Genomic DNA, 24,030 nt, shown 5'->3' with positions numbered 1-24,030 from the left:
TCTATTCCTCGCCGTTGATCTCGACGCTCTGGCCCCGTACCAGGGCGTCGATCCGGGCCTGGTTGCGGGCCGGGTCACGCCGGTCGCCCCCGGTCAGCTCGTTTCGGACCCAGGCCGGCGGGGCCATGGATGCGCTCCAGGCACCATAACGCGCATCGAGCGTCTTGACCCGTTCGGGCTCGGCAGCCGCGAGGTCCCGTGTCTCGCCGATATCCTGTGACAGGTTGAACAGGTACCGGCGTGCGCCATTGCGCAGCAATTTCCAGTCGCCGGCGCGGATCGCGCCCTGATCGCCCACACGCCAGAAAAGCGCCTCATGCGGCGCGTCGGACCGTGTTCCGCCCAGCCACGGCATCAGATCCACCCCATCCATTCCGGATCGCGGCGTCGCGCCGCCGACCGCGAGCGCGGTGGCTGCGAAATCAAAGCCCATTGAGGGCGCCCTGATTGTCCGCCCGGCCGGGATGCGCCCGGTCCATCGCGCCATGGCCGGCACCCGAATGCCGCCTTCCAGCATCGTGCCCTTTACACCCTTCAACGGTCGGTTGGAGGACGTCGTCTCCTGCGTCGGCCCGCCGTTGTCGCTCGTGAACAGGATCAGCGTACGCTGCCCGAGGCCAGCGCCATCCACCGCGGCGACCACGCGCCCAACTGCGTCGTCCATCGCCGCGAGTTGCGCCAGGTGAGTCCGTCGGAGCGGATCGGCCACATGCGCGAACCGGGCCAGATAAGCCTCTGTCGCCTCCATCGGCGAGTGCACCGCATTGAACGGCAGGTAGACGAAGAAGGGCCGGCTCCGGTTGGCGTCGATGAACCGTACCGCCTCCTCGGCAAAGGACTCCGTCACGTGCGGCGGCATCGGCTCGCTCGTTGTTCCGCGCAGGATCGTCTGGCCGCCGCCAAAGCCATCGACCCGTCCAGGCCCGGCGCGATCCGAGCGCGGCGCATAGGCGTGCGCCCCGGCGAGGAAGCCATAGAAGATATCGAACCCCTGGGCCGTCGGTGTCCGGTCGGGCGCGAACCCAATATGCCACTTGCCAAACATACCGGTGGCGTAGCCCCTGGCCTTCAGCCGCTCGGCGACGGTCAGTTCGGCAGCGGGAACCCCGAATTTCGGCGAGGTCGCCTGGGGCGAACCCGAATTGTGCTCGAATCCCATCCGGTGCTGATACTTGCCGGTCATCAGCGCCGCCCGCGACGGCGAACAGACCGGATGATTGGCGTAGAAGTCGGTGAAACGCGCACCCGCCGCCGCCAGCGCGTCCAGATGGGGTGTCACCGCCTCGGCATCGCCCTGCACGCGCAGGCCGCCATAGCCCAGATCATCGGCAACGATCAGGATGATGTTCGGCCGGTCGGTCACCGGGCGGTCGGTCCCCGCAGTTGACGCAGAGCTCCAGGACAGTGTCAGAGCGAGCGCCGCGAAGGCGGTCCAGCTGCGGATCATGGTCTTCTCCCGAACATCGACCGACCGGTCGGTAACTCTATCACGCGCCTGCGACGTCTCTCCGTCGCTGCGATCACGCCGCAGTTAAGCAAGCTGAACGGAATTGTCAGGTTAACCCCGCCGACCACCTTGCCTTGCGCCCCGACAACATCGCCGGGCCACAAGCGACCCTCCCCCACCCTCCGATCCGAACGAACAGCTCGTCCAGATGACAGCGGCCGGTTGGCGAGAAGCGCCTCGACATCACGGATGCTGAGTGAGAGCCTGCAATACAACAAGACCGCCTCACGGATCACGCCCGCCGGAAATTGGTGACGCTTGAACGAGATCAGACTCACTGAAATCTCCAATCGGGTGTCGTGTCGTGCAAACCTGCAGGCCTTTTGCCGTTAGACTGCAGGCACTGATCGGTCGGACAGGAGCATTCGATGCAAAAGACTGGGATTTTCCACGTCGTCCTCGGGATGGCTCTTTCGATAGGTTTGGCCACGAGTGCGGCAGAGCCTGTCGCGAAAACCACGCAGGGCTTGTTGAGAGGCGAAACGACCGGGGCGGTCTCCCACTTCCTTGGCGTACCCTTCGCCAAACCACCAACGGGTGAACTCAGGTGGCGGCCTCCTGTTGCGCCGGCGACATGGCAGGACGTCCGGCCGGCGACTTCCGCGGGTCCTGCCTGTCCCCAGGCCGCCGTAGCCAGCCTTTCGGGTGATCTGCGTAACCTTCCGCAGGACGAGGATTGCCTTTACCTCAATGTGTGGGCCCCAGCCGACGCCAAGCAGCTTCCTGTCATGGTCTGGATCTATGGCGGGGCCTACCGTCAGGGCGCTTCCAGCCTACCTCTACAACGGGGCCGCTTTGGCCGCCCAGGGCGTTATCGTGGTCACGCTGAACTATCGCGTCGGCGCCCTGGGCTTCTTCGCCCACCCCGCATTGACACGCGAGGCGGCGCCGGACGCGCCGCTCGGCAACTATGGGCTGATGGATCAACTCGCGGCTCTGAGGTGGGTCAAGCAGAACATCGCGGCCTTCGGTGGAGATCCAGCACGCGTCACGGTTTTTGGCGAGTCCGCGGGCGGTGGCAGCATCCTGCACCTGATGACCATTCCTGAGGCGCGAGGACTGTTCTCTCAGGCCATCGTCCAATCCGGGGGCGGACTGACCAACCCCGTCGACCTGAAGACGCGGGAAGCGGTCGGACAGCGCCTTGCGGAGGCCGCCGGTGCCCCGGCAAACGCGACGTCGGAGGACCTGCGTGCGCTGAAAGCGGGTGACCTTCTCACGGCCGCAAACCGGGTCCCCGGATCCGCGCCGGCGCCGTTCCTAGACGGACGTCTTCTCAAGACGGCGCCTTGGAGAGTCTTCGAGGCCGGCAGTGCGATGGACATTCCGCTGTTGATCGGGGCCAACAGTAACGAGGCCAGCGTGATGTCCGCGCTGGGCGTTCCACTGACAGCGGCCGACGCCTTCCTTGGGCCAGACAAGGCAAGGGCGAAGGCCGCCTATGGCGACATCACCGACACGGAACGCGCCCGGCAGGTGCTGGGGGATGCCTGGTTCGTGGCGCCGGCGCGTTGGGTGGCTGGAGTATCTGCGTCCGGAGCTCCGGCCTTCCTGTACCACTTCGACTATGTGGTTGAGGCTCAACGCGGCCGCGTCCCCGGCGTGAACCATGGCGGCGAGATTCCCTATGTCTTCAAGACCTGGGATGCCTATCCCGCCATTGCCGCCAGCTTAACGCCTGGTGACCGTGCCTATGTGAACATGGTCTCTGCCTGCTGGGTGAGTTTTGCCAAGTCGGGCCGGCCGGATTGTGTGCCGGGTCGAGCATGGCCGGCCTACGACGCCGCCACGGACGAATTGACCTATTTTGGGACGACGCTTGGGGTTCAGTCGGGCTTCCGGAAGCCCCAACTGGATCTGCTTCTCGAGACGTTCTTCCGCAACTCCCGGCATGGCGCTCGGTGACCCGGCCTACAACTCGCAGAGTCGACCGGTCATTCGTGAAAGGCAGTATCCTCATCTGGAACGCATTCTCTGAACTGGCCTTGGAGCAGGCTTGGGCCTTGACTGACCCCACCCCGAAAAACCTGTTCGACAACCTCACGATCGTGGATCGTTCACGTGGCGCCCTGCCGGGGTCACAGCGTATGTTCCAAGGCAGCATGAGTTATGCCTTCTGACCCCTTACCGGAGACTTGATCTTGACCAACCGCTCGCGATTCCGCTCCAACCTGGCCGCCCTGGCCGCGCTCCTCGCCCTGTCGGCCCCTTTGCTCGCGGCATGCAACCGCCCCGCTGAAGCGCCAGAAGGGAAGAGCGCGGAAGGGGAGGTGAATGTCTACAGCGCCCGGCACTACGATGCAGACAAGGCGCTTTATGTCGCCTTCACCGAGCGGACGGGCATCAAGGTCAATGTGGTGGAGGGCAATGCCCAACAGCTCATCGCGCGGATGCAGGCCGAGGGCGCTGCCGGCCCAGCCGATGTGTTCATCACTGCCGACGCAGGAGCGCTTTGGCGCGCCCAGACCGCAGGGCTGCTTCAACCACTCACCACTGAGGCGCTGACCGCCGCCGTGCCCGCCAATCTGCGCGATCCGGAGGGGCGCTGGTGGGGGTTCCAGCGCCGTGCACGCGTGATCGCCTATGACACGGCCAAGGTGAAACCCGAAGAAGTCGACACCTATGAGGAACTGGCGGCACCCCGGTTCCGCGGCAAACTCTGTGTTCGCTCTTCGGACAACATCTATAATCTGTCCCTGACCGGGGCCTTGATCGAGGTCTGGGGCGCGGACAAGACACGCACCTGGGCCAAGGGTGTGGTGGCCAATCTGGCCCGTCAGCCAGAAGGCGGTGATCGGGATCAAATCCGCGCGGTGGGCGCCGGCGCCTGCGAAATCGCGCTCACCAACAGCTATTACTACATCCGCATGGCGGCGGGCGATGACGCGGCCGACAAGGCGATCACCGAGAAAGTCAAACTGGTATTCCCCTCGCTCGACGGACAGGGCGCGCACATCAATATTTCCGGTGCCGGGCTGACCGCGACCTCGAAGAATCGGGATGCGGCCGTGCGGCTGATCGAGTTCCTGGTATCGCCAGAAGCGCAGACCGCGCGTTCCGCGGCGAACGGCGAGTTCACCCTGTCGGCCAGCGTGCCGACGCCCCCGCCGACCGCCGCCTGGGCGGACTTCAAGGCCCACCCCATGCCGGTTTCGGCCTACGGACCGCGGCAGGCGGAAGCCCAGGCCCTGATGAGCGCCGCTGGTTGGCGCTAGCGGCGAGGCCAATGCTTCGTCACACGCCATGACCCTTGGCACGCGCCTCTGGCGTCGGAGGCCGGGCCTGCTGGAGGCTCTGGCGATCCTGGCAGCTCTGGTGGCGATCGCGCCGCTCGCCGGGGTTCTCGCTGCCGCCTTGTCTCCGGCGGACCTCGCGTCCGGCGGCGCTGCGATCCCGCTCAAGGATCTGCTCCGCTACGCCTGGACCTCGGTGGCTCTGGCCGCCCTGGTGGCGATCGCGACAGCTAGCCTGGGGACGGTCGCTGCGTGGCTTGTGGCGACACATGAGTTTCCCGGTCGCGCCGTCTTCGCCTGGGCCTTGGCCCTACCGCTCGCGGCGCCGGCTTTCGCCCTGGCCTACGCCTACGCCGACCTCTTCGACGTCGCGGGCCCTGTTCGAAGCCTGGCTCGAGCCCACTTGGGCTTCGATCCCGGATTTCGCCTGCGAAGCCTTTGGGGCGCGGCATTCGTTCTGTCGCTGGCGTTCTATCCTTACGTCTACTTGGCCATGCGGGCGGCCTTCGTGAACCAGTCGGCGCAGGCGCTTGAAGCGGCGCGGTCGCTCGGTAGTCCTCTGCGCGTGGCCTTCTGGCGCGTGGCCTTGCCGATGGCCCGACCAGCTCTGGCCGCGGGGGTAGCCTTGGCGGTGATGGAGACCTTGGCCGACTACGGTGCGGTGCAGTTTCTCGCCGTCCAGACCCTGACCACCGGCGTTGTCCGCGCGTGGATGGTGTTCGGTTCGATGGCCTCGGCGGCTCAGTTCGCAATCCCGTTGCTCGGGGCCGCTGCGCTCCTGCTCTGGATCGAGCGGCGCGGCCGCCGGGGACGTAGCCACGACTCGGCCGCGACCCGATGGCGCGCGACCGCCCGGTCGCCCCTCGCAGGCTGGGGCGCGGTCGGAGCCACAGCCTTTTGCGCGACGCTGATTGGCCTCGGCCTGATCCTGCCGATGGGCTGGATGGCGTTCGGGTTCAGCGACTTGGCGCCCGATTGGGACCGCCTGATCGCGGCAGCGCGCAACTCCCTCGCTCTCGCCCTGGCGGGCGCGGCGGTCACGGTGGCGCTGGCGACTGCGCTTGCGCTGGGCATGGGCCGAGCGCCCTGGCTCGTGCGGCTCGCGAGCCTCGGCTATGCGACGCCGGGTGCGGTAATGGCGATCGGCCTGCTCGCGCCGGCCGCTCTGATCTGGCGCTACGTGCCCGGCGCCGCCTATGGGTTCGGGATGGGGTTGTCACTTTTGGTCTACGCCTACGCCGCGCGTCTGATGGCGGCAGCGCTTGAGCCCATCGAAGCCGGACTGGCCCGTCTGCCGCCTTCATTGGTTCACGCCGCCCGTAGCCTTGGGCGAAGTGAGATCCGAGCGGCGCTGTCGATTCAGATTCCGCTGGCGAGGGGCGCGGTGCTGACAGCGGGGCTCGTGGTGTTCATCGACATCCTGAAGGAGCTGCCGGCCACCCTGATCCTCCGCCCCTTCAATTTCGATACCCTGGCGGTGATCGCCGACAACTATGCGCGCGATGAGCGGCTGGCCCAGGCCGGTTGGCCCTCGCTCCTGATCGTGGCGCTCGCGCTCCCGGCGACGATCTGGGTCACGCGCCAGGTGGACTACGCACGCCCGGGGCGGGTCGCATGACCCCGCCAATCCTGACCGTCGATAGCGTGAGCAAGAGCTACGGTGGAAAGCCTGCGGTCGCAGCGGCGTCGCTGCGCCTCCAACCCGGCAAGGTTACGGCGCTGCTTGGGCCGTCGGGGTGCGGCAAGAGCACGCTTCTGCGGCTGATAGCGGGGCTGGACTTTGCCGACGCGGGGATCATCTCGCTCGGCGGCCGCGTCCTGGCGGGCCCCGGCGTCTTCACGCCACCGGAGGCGCGTGGCGTCGGCCTGGTCTTTCAAGACTTCGCGCTGTTTCCACATCTGAGCGTCCTGGACAACATCGGATACGGCTTGCGCGGCGCCTCCCGGGAACAACGCAAGGTGACGGCCCTCAGGCAGCTCAAGGCCGTGCGCCTGGAGGATCGCGCCGGCGACTTTCCGCACATGCTTTCGGGCGGCGAACAGCAGCGCGTGGCCCTGGCCCGGGCGCTCGCGCCCGGGCCCGCAGCGCTGTTGCTCGACGAACCGTTCTCCGGCCTTGACGCCCACCTGAAATCCGAGGTTCGGGCCGATCTGCTGACGACGGTGCGTAGCGCCAACGCCGCGGTGCTTGTGGTCACTCACGACGCCGCAGAGGCCATGCTGATGGCCGACGAACTGGTGTTGATGGTCGACGGTCGGGTCGTCCAGGCCGGCACCCCGCAGGACTGCTACCGGCACCCGGCCTCGCCGCAGGCCGCGCGGCTTCTGGGCGAGGTCAACCTGTTGCCAGGACAGGTCTCGGGCGGTGTCGTCGCAACAGCATTTGGAGACCTTCCGGCGCCTGGACTGCCGGACGGCCCGGCCCAGGTGGTCATACGCACAGAAGCCGCGACCCTCGGCGCACCCGGCGTCCTGGCAAAGGTCGTCGGCGCTGGATTCGGCGGCGCGTTTCATGAGCTCGAACTCAAATGCGCGGGTCAACAGCTCCGGCTTCGCATCACCACGGATCCTCCGCCCCTGGGCGCCACAGTCGAGGTCCGGCTCGATCCCGACCATGCAAGCGTATTCCCGGCCGATGGCGATAACGCCCTCCGCGACCGGTCCTGGACTTCACCCGGGAACTGACAGCTCAACTCTGCAGGGCGGCGAACCGGGCTCCCGAGGCCTCATCAAGCGCGCCATGAAGCGCCATAGCCAGCCTTAGAACGCGGCAGCTTGAAGTGAATCCCGGTCCAAGGCGCGTTTCAGGAACTGAACGCACTCGATAGACGCATTGCAGGTCGTTGACCTGCACAGAAAAGCAAACGGGATACAGACCATCCAGACTTCAGTTGAATGGCGTTTCCGTCGCCGGGACCGATACCGGCCGACGCCCGCCCAGCGCCATGAACAGGAACAGCGTCGCCCCCGCCAGAAAGCACCCAGCGCCGATCCAGAGCGCCAGGTCATAGTCGCCGCGCAGGTCGTGGGTCTGGCCAAACAGGATGCCGCCGCAAGCTGTACCCGCAGCGACCCCCGCGTTCACGAAGCCCATGATCACGCCAAACCCGGGCAGGCCGAAATAGCGGCTGACGATGTAGGGGCCGATGTCGCCCTCGGCGCCCTGGCTAATGCCGGCGAGAACAATGCCAGCAATCACAGCCCAGAGGATCGCTCCGTCGCCCAGCAGCATCAAACATCCGACCGCCGGCAGCGCCATGGCGGTGAAGGCCACTATCGGCGGCGGGAAGCGATCCAGGCATACGCCTGCGATCAGCCGACCGATGGCCACCGAGGCCGCAAACGCCGACATCACGGTGGCCACCTGGGCGCCGGAGAAGCCCTTGTCCGAGACCAGCGCCGCCATCTGGTTCATCAGTCCGCCGGAGGGGATGTTGATCAGGAACATGCCGACCACCAGGCACCAGAAGGCGCGCGTCCGCAGGGCGCTGGCCAGATCGAGGGCCTGGGCTGCGTTATCCTTGCGGGGCCTGCCGACCGCGGCGGGGAGCAGCACCAGGGCGAGCGCCGCGCCGGCAAGCGCCACGCCGCCCACCAGCAGCCAGCCCGCCCGCCAGCCCTGGGCCTCGATCATCGCGTTGAGCGCCAGGGGCATCACGGCGGCCGAAATCACCACGCCTGAAAGGGCCACGCTCAAGGCCAACCCGCGGGTGCGATCGAAGGCGCCGCTGACCGCCCGCGCCCAGGTGATACTGGTGGTGCCCATGCCGAAAAACACCAGCAGGAAGATCAAGCCGTAATAGTGCCAGAGCACACCCGACTGCGTGGAGAGCCCGAGCGTAGCGCCCGCGAACCCCAGCGCGCCGACCCCGATCACAACCCGGATGCCGATGCGGTCAGCCAGGCGCCCGATGAACGGCGCGAGCAGTCCGGCCGCGAGCGTCGCCATGCTGGCCAGCGCCGCATCTCCCCGGCTCCAGCCGAACTCAGCGACATGGTGCTTGAGGAACATGCTCACGATATAGGAATAGAGGATCAGGCCGGTCGCCGAGCCGATCCCGGCAGCCAGTAGAGTTCGCCAACCGAGGCGCCACTCCGCCCAGGCAGTCAGCGGCGGCGGGGCCGCATCCGCTCTGGCATCGGTCATTCGTACATGGCCCCGACCGCGCGGCGGGGCTGGGTCTCGCAGGCGCAGTCCATGGCGGTCTCTCCGGAGCGGACTGTCAACCTAAGTCGCCCGAGCCGCAGCAACAACCCCTGGCACCGCTTCGCGATCAAGCCGCGGCGGTCGCCGCTGCCCACGACCGATGCGCCTCAATCCGCAACTGCGAGGGGGCGTCCGCGGATCAGGTGAGGCTGGGGTTTGGAGATGTTGTAGATCGGGGCTTGCGTAGCGAGAAACCTCCGGGCTGAGCCTTGAGACTTCAACTTCACCTGCTTCCGCTCCGCCGCAGGATTTCGGGGTACGAGTTCCCAGCGCTATTGTTTTCGCGCATCTCGCCCGGCCGAAGAACGGCCTTTTGACCGAGTTGCCGCACCAAGCGCCATAGGACGCCAGACTATCCTTCTTGGTGGCTGCAGGTCGACAGCCCACACCGACGCACTACCCGAGCGGAATGTCCTCCAGCCCAAGGTAGCGCAGGAGCATCAGCGCGAGTTCTTCGTGAAGGCGTGGGTCGTCGATTGAGTACGGGCCGGGGCCGTGCAGCATGTTGGAGATGATCTGGCCGTGCATCATGCGAATAGCCAGATGGGCGGCGTCTCGCTTGCGAGGATCCATGGCGATCCCACGCGCCTTCAGAAGGTCGACCACTTGCCCGGCCTCGATTGCCTCAAGCCGCCGCATCAGCGGCCAGACGTCGCGCCCCCGAAGGCTAAGCTCGAACAACGCGCGGTAGTAGCCTTCGATCCCTTTCATGGTCCTGGCCGAGTTTCGCATTAGCCGGCGAAACACCTCCATCAAGGGTTCGGTCTGGCATGCCGGGTCGGCGAAGAACTTGACGATATTAGCCTCGGCATGTGCCGCCATGTCGGATTGCAGGGCGAAGAAGAACGCCTCCTTATCCTGGAAACGACGATAGAAACTGCCCACGGAGCAACCCGCCCGCTTGGCGATCCCGGCGACGTGCGCCTCCCAAAAGCCCGATTCCGCAAACACGCGCTCGCCCGCCTTCATCAGACGGTCGCGCTGCTGACGGCTCCGCTCCTGGTAGGCCGGGAGCGTCCAGCGATTGTCAGGTTCCCCCTCACCCTCGGTCGCCGCATGGCTCATGACACCATCCATCATTCCGTAAGCCGCCTCCATGTTCCCTGCCATAGCGCGACAGGATCGACGGTGTCCAACGATCGTCCCGCGATTGTCCGGCGCGCGCCTTGCTTGCACGCCGGGGTCTCAGCGTTTGCCGCGCGTCGGGCAGCGTAAGGATATTCGTCGCACAACCGATTGCGGGGAGCGTGAAGGCCGGGCCGTCCGCCCTGGCCCCTGGCCATGGCCGGCAGGTCACCCCACCGCAAGCGCAGTGGGACTTTCAAGTCCGAACATCGCAAGCTGCCGATATGTGTTTGTGAACCTTGATTTCGGTTTTACACTGCCCCCAGCAGTCGGAAGGGGACACTTATCATGAGCGCGTCGGAGTCAATGGTCACACTCAGCGGCGTACCGGGGTCGCCTTATACTCGCAAGATGTTGGCCTTGCTGCGCTATCGCCGCATTCCCTACAAACTGATCCTCGGGTCACGTGACCTCAAGGGCCTGCCCCAGGCCAAGGTCAGCCTTCTGCCCACATTTTATTTTCCGGACACCGCCGGCCAATTGCAGGCGGTCACCGACTCCACGCCGATCATCCGCAGATTGGAGGGCATGTTCCCGGACCGGTCGGTGCGACCGGCGACTCCTGCATTGGCCCTGATTGACGCCATACTGGAGGACTACGGCGATGAGTGGCTGACGAAAGCTATGTTCCACTATCGTTGGCATTATGCTGACGATATTGCCCGTGCGTCGGCGATCCTTCCGGCCTGGACCCAGGGGCGCATGCCCGATGCGGCGCTCAAGGCGGCAGGGACGGCGATCGCAGGACGCCAGATCCCGCGGCTACGCTACGTCGGCTCCAACGAGACGACCTGGGGCGTGATCGAGGCCAGCTACATGCGCTATCTCGACGCCATGGAGGCCCATCTACGCGAACACGCCTTCCTGCTGGGCGCACGACCCGGCGCCGGCGACTTCGGTGTTTTCGGGCAATTGACCCAGCTGGCGCTGTTTGATCCAACCCCCATGGCGATCACCGCTGTACGGGCGCCCCGAGTGCTCGCCTGGACTGGCGCCGTCGAGGACCTGACAGGGGTGGAGCCTGTAGACGCCGACTGGTTCGAGCCAGGCGCCCTGCCCGCCACGCTAACGGCCTTGCTGAGCGAAGTCGGTCGCGTCTATGCGCCGTTGCTTCTCGCCAACGCGCGGGCCGTACAAACCGGCGCCGAGCAGGTGGAGACCACCATCGACGGCAAGGTCTGGGTCCAGCAGCCGTTCCCCTACCAGGCCAAGTGCCTGATGTGGCTGCGCCAGGAGTACGCCGCGCTGGACGCGACCGCCCGCGCCCAGGCCGACGCGGCCCTGGCCGGGACAGGGTGCGAAGCGTTGTTCGCTAGTTGACCTGTCGGTCGCGGCCTTCCCAGTAGGGCTGGCGAAGGTCGCGGCGCAGGATCTTCCCGCTGGGATTGCGTGGAATGGCGGCGACGAAATCCACGGACTTGGGCAACTTGTAACCGGCGATCCGTTCCCGCGCGTAGGCGATAAGTTCAGCGGGCTCGACCACCGCACCCGCCTTCAGGGCGACTACCGCCTTGACCGCCTCGCCCCACCGATCGTCGGGGACGCCGATCACCGCCACATCCTGCACCGCCGGATGGCCCGCGAGGGCGTTCTCCACCTCGGCTGGATAGATGTTCTCGCCGCCGGAGACGATCATCTCCTTCATCCGGTCGTGGATGTAGAGGTACCCCTCCTCATCGAAATAACCCGCGTCGCCCGAACGGAAGAAGCCTTCGGCGTCGAAAGCCTCGGCATTGCCCTCTTCGCGCTTCCAGTAGCCTTTCATCACACAGGGCGCTCGCATCAGGATCTCGCCGACCTGTCCCGGCGGGAGCGTTCGCCCATCTGCGTCCACCACCTTGATCTCTCGGCCCGGCGCGGCGCGGCCGCACGAGCGCAGCTTGCCACGCGCCGGATCATGATCCGCTGGCGGCAGATAGGTGATGGGACCACCGGTCGTCTCGGTCAGGCCGTAGGCCTGCATGAACCCACAGCCCATCAGCGCCGTCGCGTCGCGCAGCACCGCCTCGGGAATCGGTGAGCCGCCGTAGGTGATCCGCTTGAGCGTGGAGAAGTCGGTATCGCGCGCCTCGGGCTGCTGGGTCACCGCCAGGATCACGGCAGGTACCAGGGTGGCCTGGGTGATCCCCTTCGTCGGAATCAGGCGCAGGATTTCCTTTGGATCAACCTCCGGCAGGATCACGCCGCACGAGCCGTTGGCCAGCGTACCCATGCCCATGTTGATCCCGGCCACATGGAAGAAGGGCATGGCGATCAGGATCACGTCGCGGTCCCCATAGGGCTCCACGTCAGTGGCGTGGTTGCGGAAGAGGGACAGGTAGTTGGCGTTGTTCAGCCGGACGCCCTTGGGCAGGCCCGTGGTGCCGGACGTGTAGACCTGGAGGATGTCATCGTCGTCGGCAGACGTCAGCAGGGGATCGACCGGCGACTGGGCGTCACGCCAGGCTTCGTAGTCCGGCCATAGGGGGTGGCCGCCATCCATGGCGATGACCTGCTTCAGCTGCGGCAGATCGGTCAGTATCTGGTCGATTACGCCGTAGAATTCGGCTCCGACAAACAGGACCTCGCAATCTGCATCGCCGATTACGAAGGCCAGTTCGGGCGCCGCCAGCCGCCAGTTGAGGCCCACAATCGCCGTGCGCGACTTGAAGGTCCCCAGCACCACTTCCCAGAAGCGATCAAGGTTCTTGCCCAGGTAGCCGATCCGCGCGCCGGGGCCCTGATCCAGAGACAGTAGACCGTTGGCGACCCGGCTGGCCCGCTCGTCAAGCTCGGCATAGGTGGTCAGGCGATCCTTGAAGTCGAGGGCCACCGCATCCGGGCGCTCCCGTGCATGCAGGCGGCTGATGTCTGCGACACAGTCCAGTCGGTGAGCGTGGGTCACGACGAGACCGCCTCTAGCCAGCGCGCGCAGCCGGTGTCTGTCAGGATCGAGGTCAGCCGGGCGTCCGACACACCCGCGCGACGGGCCCGCAGCGCCGCCAGTGACTTGGCGTGATATTTTTGCGGAGGTTGAACGTAGGCGCGGCCCGCCAGGTCAACGGTGAACTCGGCTGCCCCCGTCTGGAGCGCGCGGCTGTTTGCATCAGTCCAGGGCAAGAAGTAGCGCCCCAAATAGGCCAGCAAAGGCGTCATGGTCGGCGCCAGGCTCTCCCAGGTTTCGAATGGCCCGTCGTTGCGCGGCTCATTCATCCGGTAGCACCAGTCCAGCACCTTGGAGGCGCGAGCCCGGATGATGCCGCCGCAAGTCGGATCCACCGAGGCTTCATAGAGTTGGGCCGCCAGGCCAAAGTCACCGAAGGCGGGACGGTCGCCGAACAGATAGGCCCGATCAGCGAGATGAATCTCCAGCAGGTCGAGCAGTTCGTTCAGATAGTCGCGGATCAACGGCGCGGTCGCCGGGCTGGAGCCCACGAAATGGCCGCGCCCGGTCATCCGCGCGAACACCATCGCCGCCCGCTCGGCCACCGCGGCGTCTTCGCCGTTGGGCATCGACAGGCGAGCCAGGGTCTGGGCAGAGGCCCTGGCGTCGATCTCGTCGTACCAGCGGTGGTGGAACATCAGCTTGTTGCCCCACTCGTCACCGAATTCCTCGAACAACGCCGAGAGGAAGTTCAGCACCGGGTCGGCAGGGTGGATCGACGGTTCCGGAACCTCGGCCTCCAGCCTCTCCAGGATCGGCGTCGAATCCTGCAATCCCTCGTCCGCCGGCGTCGCCACCGTCGGCACGATCGGCAGCTTGGCGAAGCGCTTGTAGTCCTCTTCATTCTGCGGCCCCCGCGCGATCCAGACGTGGGGGATGGCTTTGTATCGAAAGTACGAGCGCACCTTCACGGAATAAGGCGACATCTCAGAGCCGAAGATCCGATAGAGTTCGCTCACTTGGTCACCTCTTGCTTAATCATGGCCCGCTGGCTTTGCGCGAAGGCCTCTTTGCCGATAGCCGAGCCCTTCTGGACCGCCTCCCGCGAGCCAACCTGTTTGAACCAGCGGTAGAAGTCGGGGAATTCGGCCGGGTCGATTCCCAGGCCCTTGTAGCCGCGGGTCCAGGGCCAGATCGCCATGTCGGCGATCGAGTAGTCGCCAGCCACGTGCTCCGCCTCGGCCAGGCGCTTGTTGAGCACACCGTAGAGCCGCCTGGTCTCGTTCACATAGCGGTTGAGCGCATAGTCGATGCGCTCTTCCCGGTAGCGGAAATGCGCGGCCTGGCCGGCCATGGGCCCAAGCCCCGCGCTTTGCCAGAGGAGCCACTCCTCGACCTTCGTACGGGCCCGCCGCTCCGCCGGATAGAAACGTCCCGTCTTGTCGCCGAGGTATTGCAGGATCGCGCCGGACTCAAAGATCGAGATCGGCTCGCCGCCCGGCCCCTCGTGGTCCACGATGGCCGGCATCCGACCGTTGGGTGAAATGGCCCTGAACTCGGGCGTGTCCTGACCACCGTTTCCGATATCTACAGGAACCAGTCGGTAGGCCAGCCCGGCCTCCTCCAGCATGATGGTGATCTTCCACCCGTTGGGTGTCGGCCAGAAATGCAGGTCGATCATGGCGTTGTCCTTCAGGCCACAGCGAGACGGTTACCAACCCGGGTCAACGGGCGAGCCAGCCGCGTAGCCAGCAGGGTCCCGGCTCCGCAGTCCTCGACCATTCCCTGACAGGCGGCCCGATCAGCCGGCGAAAGCGTGGCGAACCAGTCCAGGGTTCGCTGCAGCAACCAGAGAGAATGCGCCGGCGCGCCCATGTTCATCTCGTGGCCACGCAGTGGCACGCAAATCCTGCCGAGACTGGGTTGATCCTGGTCGGTGTCAGAGATTGGCTGCCTCTCCGGGAAGTGCGGATGGGCCGCAGACCACTGGCTGAAGAGTTCGGCTGTCGCGCTGTAGATCGGCGTATAATCCACACAGAACGTGCGCAGCATCCGCAGCACCGTCTCCGGGACCTCGTCGTCCGGCAGATAGGCCATTGGCGTATCCCAGAACTCTGGCGACTGGATTTCCGGCGTATTCATGTGCTCCACCCAGCGGAATACGCGCGGCGCCCTTTGCTGCATCAGGTGCAGGGGCCACGGGTCGCGGCCCAGATGGGCGAACAAAGGTCCCATAAGCCCAAAGTCGCCCACGCTCGGCAGGCCGCCAAACAGGTAGGGATGGTCCGTGAAATGAGCCTCAAGCGCGTCGAGCAGGTCGAAGTAGATCTGTTCCATCGCGGGGAACATGTCCGGCGTGATGCCTATCGCAGCGCGGTGGCCATCCATCTGCCGGGCCACCACATTGCCGTAGTGGTCGAGCAACTCGTCAGTGCCGCGCGGCTTGAAACTACGGCCGAACTCTCGGACCACGAAGTGGCGGTTAGGCTCAGGGTAGTCCCAGCGAAAGTGCCAGGCGATCTTCAGGTTTTCGCTGGCGAACAGGTCAACCAGATAGGCCGCCAGCCTTTGACGCGGGCCGGGCGGCAGGGCCGGCGGGTCAGGAAACCTGCGCTCCAGATATTCGAACATCACCGTGGTGTCCTGGATGACGAAACCCTCGGGGGTCTCCAGGATGGGTATCCGCTTGGAGCGCGCGGCCGGGCTCACCTCCTGGCGGAAATGGTGATGACTCGGAAGGCGTTCGACAAAGGCGATGCCTTTCTTGCGCAGATAGCTGCGCGTCTTGCCGGTGTAGAACGAGGCGTAAGCGCCATAGAGCGTGAACGGCCCTTCGCCGGGCCCCGGATGGGCGTCTGCAGCCTGACGGACCTGATCGATATCAAGCGGGACGATCATGATGCTCTCCACCGCCAGCCGCAAAGACAACAATCACGATCAACGCCCATCACATTTCGGGAAAAAACGCCCGTATTTTAGCTTATAAATCAGATAATTAGCTCGTCCTGCATCTGACTGCTGGCGAGACAAATACTGTTTGTTTCCAATGACGTTCAGTTCCCCCAGTAGACATATTCGTCTGTCTCGACCTGAGGAAGGATGAGCGAGTGATCCAGCATCACGGCCGACTGCCCCAACTCCGGCCATAGCGGCTTGAGCTGTTCAGCGTCGTGACGAGCCAGGTGGCGCTTGAGTTCGGCGACCTTTTCCGGTTGCTCCGCTGCGAGATTGCGGCGCTCGGTGGGATCGTTTGACAGGTCATAGAGCCAATCCTTTGCGGGGCGCTCGGTGACCTGCAGTTTCCAGTCGCCAGCCCGAACCACGCGATAGGGTCCGGTCCGCCAGAACAGCAGATCGTGCGGGCGTCCTGTCTTCCGGCCGTCCACAAAGGGTATCAGGTCAACCCCGTCGATCTTTCGATCCCGAGGCGTCGGCGCCCCGGCGGCGCTCGCAGCCGTGCCGAAAATGTCAAAGTGGGAGACCGGAGCCCGCACGGTGCTGCCCGCAGGGATACGGGCAGGCCAGCGCATGAACAGGGGCGCGCGAATCCCCCCCTCGAAAAAGGTCTGCTTCCAGCCCCGGAAGGGGCGATTGATCTCTTCAAGACCTATGTAGTAGGCGCCGCCGTTGTCAGTGGTGAAGACGACCAGCGTGTCCTTGTCGATCCCCTGCTCCTGTAGCGCCTGCAGAACCCGGCCCACGCCGCGATCAAGACCCAGAATCATGGCCGCGTAGGTCCGAAGGCGATGGTCGGCGATGTAAGGCAGTGCGTCGTAGTCTTCGCGCGTCGCCTGTAGCGGCGTGTGCGGTGCGTTGTAGGCCAGGTACATGAAGAACGGTCGATTGCGGTTCGCCTCAATGGCTGCAACCGCTTCATCCGTGAGGTAGTCGGTCATGTGTTTCTTGGGCTGGAAGGCTTCGCCCCCGTCCTTGCGCACAAAGAACTGCAGGCTGCTCCACAGGTTCATGTCGATCGGATCGAACCCCTGCACCGAATTCACAACCCGCGGGTCAGTCTTCGGCAAGAACATCGAGGCGCCACTGGTAAAGCCCAGGGTCTCGGAGAATCCGCGCCGCTGCGGCTGGAACTCCGGTGACTCGCCCAGGTGCCATTTTCCAAGCTGGATGGTGTGATACCCCACGCCCTGCAACAGCTGACCCAGCATGATCTCGGTGGTCGGCACTCCCATCTGGGCCACCGGGATGATGTCCTTCTCGCGATCGGCGAAATAGACCGGATTGCGAATCCCGTAGTGATGAGCGCGTACTTCACGCGCGAACCTCAGATTTGTCGGCGTGAACTCGAAACCGTAGCGGGTCGGGTATCGGCCCGTCAGGAGAGCGGCACGCGAAGGCGCGCACGTGCCGTGGCCTGAATAGGCCTGCGCGAAGTTGACCCCTTCACGCCCGATAGCGTCGATGTTGGGCGTCGGAACTGTGCCACCGGCAACACCCCCACCGTTGAAGCTGATGTCATTGTAGCCAAGGTCGTCTGCAATGATGACGATGATGTTTGGCTGCCGCCGCGTCTTGGGCGGTGCGGCCGGACCCTTTTGCCACACGACGTCTCGCGGCGGTCCGATTTCAAACTGGGTCCGTCCAACGGGGACGTTCGCCGGCGCCTGGGCCAGCGTCGACCCGCCCAACCCCAACGCCACCAGGCCGGTGACGGCGAAAAGGGCGCACTTTGTCCGTATACTGCGCATGTCGCGCCACTCCCTTTACGATCTGGAATAGCCGGGAGACCGCGATGAACGCACTCTCCCGGCGAGGAAGGTCTAGAACTTCATGCTGGCTTCGACGCCGTAGGTCCGTGGCGGCGCATACCAGCCGACAAATCCCGCTGCCGCTGCCGTGCCGCCGCCTGAGATGAAGGCGTTGAGCGGCTGCAGCGTCTTCTGCACGAAGTAGGCTTCATCGGTCAGGTTCTTGCCGTAAGCCGAGATGCGCCAGCCGTTGGGCGAACTGATCCCGGCACGGAGGCCAAGCAAAGTCACGGAGGGCTGGAACGACCGCGGGTCCAGTGTCGCTTCCTGGAACTTGGAGCCCGTATAGCTGAGGTCGCCGTTCACGTACCAGTCAAGCCCGGTGTCTCCCAGCGGGGCTTCCCACTGCGCCACAAGGCTATAGGTCCATTCCGGGCTGTGCGCGGGCGTCAGGCCGGTGAAGCTACATGTCCCCGGTCGGGTACCGACCGGCACCGAGCCCAGATTATTGCACTGGCCGGCGCTGTAGTCCGTGAACTCGGAGTCCATGTAGGACAACGTCGCCTTGAGGGTCAGCGGCTGGATCGGTCGAAGCGTCGCATCGGCCTCGACCCCGCGGACACGGCGGTCGCCCGCGTTCGAGACGATGAAGCCCGTGCCGGTGAGCGGATTGAGGACCGAGTCCTGGAAGTCGCTGAGCTTCATCGAGTAGATGTCTGCGTTCAGGATCAGCTTGCGATCCAGCAGCACCGATTTGACGCCAAGTTCGTAGGTCAGCGATGTCTCTGGACCGAACTCGACCGGAACGCCTGGGGCGGCCGAGCGAGCATTGAAGCCTCCGGTCTTGTAACCGGACGCGGCCAGGGCATAGACCATCACATCCGGCGCGACGTCAAACTGGGCCCCGGCCAACCAGGTAACCTTGTCCTCCTTGCGGGAGACATCGCCCAACCGGTTGACTGAAAACACGGTGCGGGCGGCTGGCGTCGCCGTCGGGTTCACGTCGGAGATCAGGTAGCTGTCTTTGTTGTCCTTGGAGTAGCGTAGACCGCCCGTCAGGCGGAAAACGTCAGTCAGCTTGAACGTGGCCTGACCGAACAGGGCGGCGCTGCGTGTGTCCTGGGTGTAGTAGAAGGTCGAGAAGTCACCGACCTGAAAGCGGCGGCCGGGCGCGGGCGGAAGGACACGGTTGGCGTCCGGGCCAATCGCGGTCCTGGTGGTGTAAGTGATCCCCTGCGAGAAAAGGTACACCCCGGCGATGTAACTGAAGCGCTGTTCCAGCGGAGAGGTGATCCGGAATTCCTGGCTGTAACCTTCCGAGCGTAGAAACTGATTGCTGCCAAAGGGAACTGTCGTGACCTGCGGCAGCATGTCGGCCGCCAGGTTCTTGATATTGTCCTCATACCCGTTGAACGCCGTGATCGAGGTGAGCGTGTGGTCCATCGGCAGGTCATAGTCGACCGTGAACGACGCTCCGTAGACCTTGGTTGTATTGTCGCCCGGCGCGTCGTCATCGACGATGTGATCCTTGTCGTCGAAGTTCCGGAAAGGCCTGCCAATGGCGGCGGCCGCGGCCAGGAACCCGGGCGTGGCAATGCCGCCCACGCCGCTCGCATTGAGCGTCTCAGCCGTGCAGCAAGCCGAGTCGATATACGAATAGTAGGCGATGAAGTTCGCTTTCAGACCGTCATTGGGTTTCCACTTCACGCGCCCGCGAAAGCCGTACTGGTCGATGTTGTTGACCTCGGGCCCAGACAGGTTTTTCTCGTACCCGTCGCGTCCGGAAGCCCAGACCGAAAGGCGGGCGGAAACGTCTTCGGTGATCCCGCCGCCGACATATCCGCCGATCGAGCGATCCTTGTAGTCGCCGGCCCTGACCGTCACCATCGCCTCGAAGTCCTGGCTCGGCTCCCGCGAGGTGATGTTGATGGCGCCTACAGGCGTGTTGCGACCGTAGAGCGTCCCCTGGGGACCACGCAGAACTTCCACAGTGGAGATGTCCTGGAGGTTGCTCTGGATCGGGCCTGCGGCCACGATGTAGACGCCGTCAATGAAGATGCCGACGCTGGACTCGATGCCGGGGTTGGTGCCCGACGTACCGATGCCACGGACGAATATGGTCGAGTTCCGGTTGTTGTTCGACTGGGTGATGTTCACCGAAGGCACGAAGCGCGAGAGTTCGGTGACGTTGCCGATCCCGACCTTCTCAAGATAGTCGCCACTCACGGCGGAAACCGACATCGGAACATCCTGGATGTTCTCCGCCCGCTTGTTGGCGGTGACGATCAGGGTCTCGACTTCCGCTGGCTCGTCCGCAGCCTGGGTAGCAGACGCCGCCATTAGGGAAGCGACCAGCGCCAGGGCTGTGCTGGCGAACAGATTTTCGCCCATTACTCGATAGGACATCTCTACTCCCCGTTTTAACGTTCTTTGTTGGACAACGGTAGGTGAACTGAAATTCCGATTCAATCGGAATCGTGATTCCTGTCGTGACAATCCTGGTCTGGAGAAATCCCTTGCGCGCCGCCCGATGTCGGTTCGGGCCTCGAACCGGACCGGGCACGCTCGCCCTCTCCCGGAAGCGCGCGCCAAACTGGGAGGGGTCGCGGGTTTTCGGATGGCCACCAGGCGACCCGCGCGGACTGGCTGACAGATCGTTACTGGAGCCAGGCCTGTGTATGTGGCGCCCGGAAGCTGCTTATGATCGCGCAGGATTGATCAGATACTTCTCGCCCGTGCGCTTGCGGTGATAGGCGGCGATCACCTCCGGACGCAACGCGTCGCGCAGGGATATCTCCGAGGTATAGTTACTGGCAAAGGTGGACGTCAGCTCGTCGACCACCCGTCGCCGCAGACTCTTTACACGATCCGGACCCGCCTTCGCCAGGAACCCAGTCAGGATCCAGCCTCCCACACCCCAGGCCATGCCGTAGTCACGGAGCAACTCCGTGGGCCCAGTCGCAAGACCGCCATAGATGTAGACCTGCTTATGGACACTTGATCCATAACGGCTGTAGCCACCGCTGGCAGCCTGTGCCCGTTCCATCCCGGACAGTATCTGGCTTGCCAGACCGCCTCCGCCGACGGCGTCGAACGCAAGGGTCGCACCCGTCGCGGTCAGGGCTGCGATAAGGTCCTGCGTGAAGGTCGGACTTCCCGTATTCACAATGTGCCGCGCGCCGATTTGCCTCAGAAGGCCGGCCTGCGCGTCGCTGCGCACAATGTTCACCAGTTGAATGTCATCGCGAAGGCAGATCCGGTTCAGCATCTGACCGAGGTTCGAGGCCGCCGCTGTATGCACCAGCGCCCGATGGCCTTCCATACGCATGGTCTCGATCATGCCGAGCGCGGTCATGGGGTTGGCAAAGCTTGAGGCGCCCTCGGAAGCCGCCGTTCCCTCAGGCAGGACCAGCACATCGGCCGCACGATGCACGCGATACTCGGCGAACATCGCCCCGCCGAAGACTGCCACCATCCTTCCGACAAGCGCCTGGGAGGCTGCGTCACTCCCCGCCGCAATCACGGTCCCCGCGCCCTCGACGCCCACGGCGAGGGACTGGCCAATCCGCCCCCTGACCCCCGTCAGCAGCGCAGCCGGTATCACCGCGGTCGTTTTGCCGACTGTACTCTTCAGCGTCGAAAGATCCGCCGGGCCCAGCAGCAGGCCAAGGTCCCCGGGATTGATCGGCGCCGCCTGCACGCGAACGAGCACTTCGCCATCTCCAGGGGCCTGAACCGGGATATCCGCAAGCGAAAGCTCCAGGACCCCCTCCGGCGTGATCAGTGACCGGAGTTGCAGACCGGAGGCAGGTAGCGTTGAGGGCCGCATGCTCATTGCCCGTAGCTATTCCGGACGGGTGTAGGCGTCGTTAGGTCCGCCGATGCGTTCGAGCAGCATCCTGCCATAGTCCGGCCGGGTCCAGATCATCCGGCCCTCAGGGTCAAGCCACCGTCGGACCTCGACACCGGGCTGGCTCTTGGGGCGCAGGATGAACACGCCGTTCTCATAGCTGGCGATGGCGAGGATCGGCGTCTTGAAGTCGCGCACAGATACGTCGCGCACAGCGTTCTTCTCGGTCCCGTCGGCCCTGGCGTCGGCGATCTGCCCGCCACCCATATCGACAATCCGGTCGCCGCATTGCTCGATCCGTTCGGCATAGTTGTAGAGGTGCTCACCCTTCTGGGGCGGCTTTCCATTGTGGTCGATGATACGCCAGATCCCCCGCAGGTCCGGCGCGCCACTTACCAACGGCTCCGTACACGTGGCGAGCACCGGCGCCGGAAAGGTGCGCCCCCATCCGTTGGGTCCGGGTGGCGTATGGGCGACGGGAATGTCGCTCGCGAGTACAGGTTTTCCGGCAGGCGCCGCCATGGCGCCAAAGGCCAGCGCGGCAAAGGCTCCCGCGAGCATATAAGGTCGCAAAATCACGATCTCCCTCCTGCAGAACGCCGGCTCTCGCCAGCAACGATTTTGTGAACTAGTATTCTGGTTCTACTTTCTTTGAAAGTGTTTTCCGAGTCCGGGTTCGCCGGCGCCTCATCCGCCCCAGTAGACGTACTCGTCTGTCAGCGTCTGGGGTTCGGCCAGGGTATGGTCGAGCATGACCGGAGACTGGCCGAGCTGGGGCCAGAGCGGTTTGACCTGGGCGGCATTGTGCCTGGCCAGCAGACGTTTCAGTTCAGCCACCTTGTCGGGCATGGCCGCAGCCATGTTGACCCGCTCGGTGGGGTCGTTGGCAAGGTCGAACAACCAATCCTTTTTCGGCCGGTCGGTAACCTGCAGCTTCCAGTCGCCGGCGCGGACGACCTGATAGTCGCCGCTGCGCCAGAACAGGTTCTCATGCGGCCGCCCCCTGGCCTTGCCGGTCACGTGTGGGACCAGGTTCACACCGTCGATCACGCGATCCCTGGGCAGGGCGACATTGGCCGCCGCGGCGGCGGTAGCGAAGATGTCGAAGTGCGAGACGGGCGCGCGATAGGTGCGCCCGGCCGGGATCGCGGCCGGCCAACGCATAAGGTAGGGCGTACGAATGCCGCCTTCAAAATAGGTCAGTTTCCAGCCGCGAAAGGGCCTGTTGACGTCTGGCAGGCCAACGTAACCAGCCCCGCCGTTGTCACTGACAAAGATCACCAGGGTATCGTTCGTGAGGCCGTCCTGCTCGAGCTGCTGCAGCACCCGACCTACACCCCGGTCGAGCGCGCGGATCATGGCGGAATAGACCCGCATCCGATGGTCCTGGATATGCGAGAGGGCGTCGTAATCGGCCTTGGTCGCCTGCAGCGGCGTATGGGGAGCGTTGTAGGCCAGATAGGCGAAGAACGGCCGATTGCGATTGGCGTGGATCGCCTTCACAGCCTCGTCGGTGACGTAGTCGGTCAAATAGGCCTTGGGCTGGAACCCCGGGCCGCCGTCCTTCTGGGCGTAGAACGGCATGGATGCCCAAAGGAACCTGTCGATCGGGTCGAAGTCCTGCATGGAATTGACGACTCGTGGATCGTCCTTTGGCAGGAACATCGAGCCGCTGGTCAGCAGGCTCTCGTTGAAGCCGCGCTTGGTCGCCGCGAATTCCGGGGACTCTCCGAGATGCCACTTGCCGAAGTGAAGCGTGTGATAGCCCACGTCCTGCAGCAGTTCGGCGATGGTGACCTCGCTTTGCGGCAGACCCATCTTGGCGAAGGGGATCATGTCCTTTTCCCGCTCGGGAAAGGAGACGCCGTTGTGGATGCCGTAGTTGAAGGTCCGCATGCTCTTGCCGAGCGCGGGTGGCGCGGGCGTGAACTCGAAGCCGAAACGTGTGGGGTAACGGCCGGTGAGGATGGCCGCGCGGGAGGGCGCGCAAGTTCCATGACCAGCATAGCCCTGAGCGAAATTGACACCCTCCCGAGCTATGGAATCGATGTTGGGAGTGGGGACCGCGCCGCCGGCCACCCCGCCGCCGTTGACCGTCAGGTCGTTGTACCCAAGATCGTCAGCGACGATCAGCACGATGTTCGGCTTGCGCCGCGTTGCCGGTGGCTTGGCCGGCCCCTGCTGCCAGGTGATTTCCATAGGCGGCCCCACCTTGGCAGGTCCGAACGCCGCCGGGCCGGAGGGCGCCTGTGCGTGCGCCTGCGTTTCTCCGAAGACCACCCCACTTGCCGTGACGGCCAGGACAACGGCCGCCGCTGCCGTCCGCACCAACCGAATTTTCATCCGTGGAATCACGTTCCAAACTCCCTTGCTCTAGCCGGACGGGTTGCTCCCTGTCCGCTCTCTGGCCCCAACGCGTCTCGACCGTAGAACCTAGAGCACGACAGCTTGAAGTGGATACCGGTTCAAGCGCCCGTCGTGCTCTAAACATTTGATAACGAGCCTGTTTATCCGGTTCAGATGAGTCCATCTGAACCGG

Annotated in this window: 17 protein-coding genes and 1 pseudogene; 6 read left to right on the top strand and 12 right to left on the bottom strand. The window is 64.7% G+C overall.

Going from position 1 to position 24,030, the window contains the following annotated elements; genetic code table 11:
• Position 1 precedes the first annotated feature (1 nt).
• Positions 2-1,447, bottom strand: coding sequence for a sulfatase-like hydrolase/transferase (locus ACIQ42_RS01840; RefSeq protein ID WP_397420522.1), 1,446 nt, complete (start codon positions 1,445-1,447; stop codon positions 2-4).
• Positions 1,448-1,875: 428 nt separating this feature from the next.
• Between ACIQ42_RS01840 and ACIQ42_RS01835 the strand changes: the two are divergent.
• From ACIQ42_RS01835 to ACIQ42_RS01815, 5 genes and pseudogenes are all read left to right on the top strand, one after another.
• Positions 1,876-2,220 (top strand): annotated as a pseudogene (locus tag ACIQ42_RS01835) (carboxylesterase family protein); the annotation flags it as partial.
• A 28-nt stretch (positions 2,221-2,248) separates the two neighbouring features.
• Positions 2,249-3,412 (top strand): carboxylesterase family protein, encoded by a 1,164-nt coding sequence (locus tag ACIQ42_RS01830; RefSeq protein WP_397420521.1) that lies wholly within the window; start codon positions 2,249-2,251, stop codon positions 3,410-3,412.
• 236 nt (positions 3,413-3,648) lie between these two features.
• The gene (locus ACIQ42_RS01825) at positions 3,649-4,722 is read left to right on the top strand and encodes an extracellular solute-binding protein (protein ID WP_397420520.1); all 1,074 of its coding nucleotides are present in this window, start codon (positions 3,649-3,651) and stop codon (positions 4,720-4,722) included.
• A 28-nt stretch (positions 4,723-4,750) separates the two neighbouring features.
• On the top strand, positions 4,751-6,358 hold the full coding sequence (locus ACIQ42_RS01820; protein WP_397420519.1) for an ABC transporter permease: 1,608 nt from the start codon (positions 4,751-4,753) through the stop codon (positions 6,356-6,358).
• Complete coding sequence (locus ACIQ42_RS01815; protein WP_397420518.1) at positions 6,355-7,425, top strand: ABC transporter ATP-binding protein; 1,071 nt, start codon at positions 6,355-6,357, stop codon at positions 7,423-7,425. The genes ACIQ42_RS01820 and ACIQ42_RS01815 overlap by 4 nt, the downstream gene beginning before the upstream one ends.
• A 202-nt stretch (positions 7,426-7,627) precedes the next feature.
• Here the strand turns inward: ACIQ42_RS01815 and ACIQ42_RS01810 are convergent, their stop codons facing one another.
• Positions 7,628-8,887, bottom strand: a complete 1,260-nt coding sequence (locus ACIQ42_RS01810) for an MFS transporter (RefSeq protein ID WP_397420517.1) — start codon at positions 8,885-8,887, stop codon at positions 7,628-7,630.
• A gap of 456 nt (positions 8,888-9,343) precedes the next feature.
• Positions 9,344-10,012 carry a TetR/AcrR family transcriptional regulator gene (locus tag ACIQ42_RS01805; protein WP_397420516.1) on the bottom strand — a complete coding sequence of 223 codons (669 nt, stop codon included), beginning with the start codon at positions 10,010-10,012 and terminating at the stop codon, positions 9,344-9,346.
• Positions 10,013-10,360: 348 nt separating this feature from the next.
• Between ACIQ42_RS01805 and ACIQ42_RS01800 the strand changes: the two genes are divergently transcribed.
• Positions 10,361-11,392: a glutathione S-transferase N-terminal domain-containing protein gene (locus ACIQ42_RS01800; protein ID WP_397420514.1), complete on the top strand. Its 1,032-nt coding sequence runs from the start codon at positions 10,361-10,363 to the stop codon at positions 11,390-11,392.
• On the opposite strand, the gene ACIQ42_RS01795 is transcribed toward ACIQ42_RS01800, so the two are convergent.
• The 9 genes from ACIQ42_RS01795 to ACIQ42_RS01755 all read right to left on the bottom strand — a co-directional run bounded on the left by ACIQ42_RS01795 (position 11,385) and on the right by ACIQ42_RS01755 (position 23,834).
• On the bottom strand, positions 11,385-12,956 hold the full coding sequence (locus ACIQ42_RS01795) for a long-chain-fatty-acid--CoA ligase (RefSeq protein WP_397420513.1): 1,572 nt from the start codon (positions 12,954-12,956) through the stop codon (positions 11,385-11,387). The two genes, ACIQ42_RS01800 and ACIQ42_RS01795, sit on opposite strands and share 8 nt — an antisense overlap.
• Complete coding sequence (locus tag ACIQ42_RS01790; RefSeq protein ID WP_397420512.1) at positions 12,953-13,954, bottom strand: glutathione S-transferase family protein; 1,002 nt, start codon at positions 13,952-13,954, stop codon at positions 12,953-12,955. The genes ACIQ42_RS01795 and ACIQ42_RS01790 overlap by 4 nt, the downstream gene beginning before the upstream one ends.
• The gene (locus tag ACIQ42_RS01785) at positions 13,951-14,616 is read right to left on the bottom strand and encodes a glutathione S-transferase N-terminal domain-containing protein (RefSeq protein WP_397420511.1); all 666 of its coding nucleotides are present in this window, start codon (positions 14,614-14,616) and stop codon (positions 13,951-13,953) included. Before ACIQ42_RS01785 ends, ACIQ42_RS01790 begins: the two co-directional genes overlap by 4 nt.
• Positions 14,617-14,627: 11 nt before the next feature.
• The gene (locus ACIQ42_RS01780) at positions 14,628-15,833 is read right to left on the bottom strand and encodes a glutathione S-transferase family protein (protein WP_397420510.1); all 1,206 of its coding nucleotides are present in this window, start codon (positions 15,831-15,833) and stop codon (positions 14,628-14,630) included.
• 155 nt (positions 15,834-15,988) lie between these two features.
• A complete protein-coding gene (locus ACIQ42_RS01775; RefSeq protein ID WP_397420509.1) occupies positions 15,989-17,641 on the bottom strand; it encodes a sulfatase-like hydrolase/transferase in 1,653 nt (550 codons plus the stop codon).
• Between the two features lie 72 nt (positions 17,642-17,713).
• A complete protein-coding gene (locus tag ACIQ42_RS01770) occupies positions 17,714-20,047 on the bottom strand; it encodes a TonB-dependent receptor (protein WP_397420508.1) in 2,334 nt (777 codons plus the stop codon).
• A 292-nt stretch (positions 20,048-20,339) separates the two neighbouring features.
• Complete coding sequence (locus ACIQ42_RS01765) at positions 20,340-21,470, bottom strand: zinc-binding dehydrogenase (protein WP_397420507.1); 1,131 nt, start codon at positions 21,468-21,470, stop codon at positions 20,340-20,342.
• 15 nt (positions 21,471-21,485) lie between these two features.
• The gene (locus tag ACIQ42_RS01760) at positions 21,486-22,070 is read right to left on the bottom strand and encodes a hypothetical protein (RefSeq protein ID WP_397420506.1); all 585 of its coding nucleotides are present in this window, start codon (positions 22,068-22,070) and stop codon (positions 21,486-21,488) included.
• Positions 22,071-22,178: 108 nt separating this feature from the next.
• Positions 22,179-23,834 (bottom strand): sulfatase-like hydrolase/transferase, encoded by a 1,656-nt coding sequence (locus tag ACIQ42_RS01755; RefSeq protein ID WP_397420505.1) that lies wholly within the window; start codon positions 23,832-23,834, stop codon positions 22,179-22,181.
• Positions 23,835-24,030 lie beyond the last annotated feature (196 nt).

It is taken from the genome of Phenylobacterium sp. (assembly GCF_044372605.1).
Lineage (GTDB): Bacteria > Pseudomonadota > Alphaproteobacteria > Caulobacterales > Caulobacteraceae > Phenylobacterium.
Note: the sequence above shows the minus strand (reverse complement) of the source record. Positions and strands in the feature narration are given on the sequence as shown.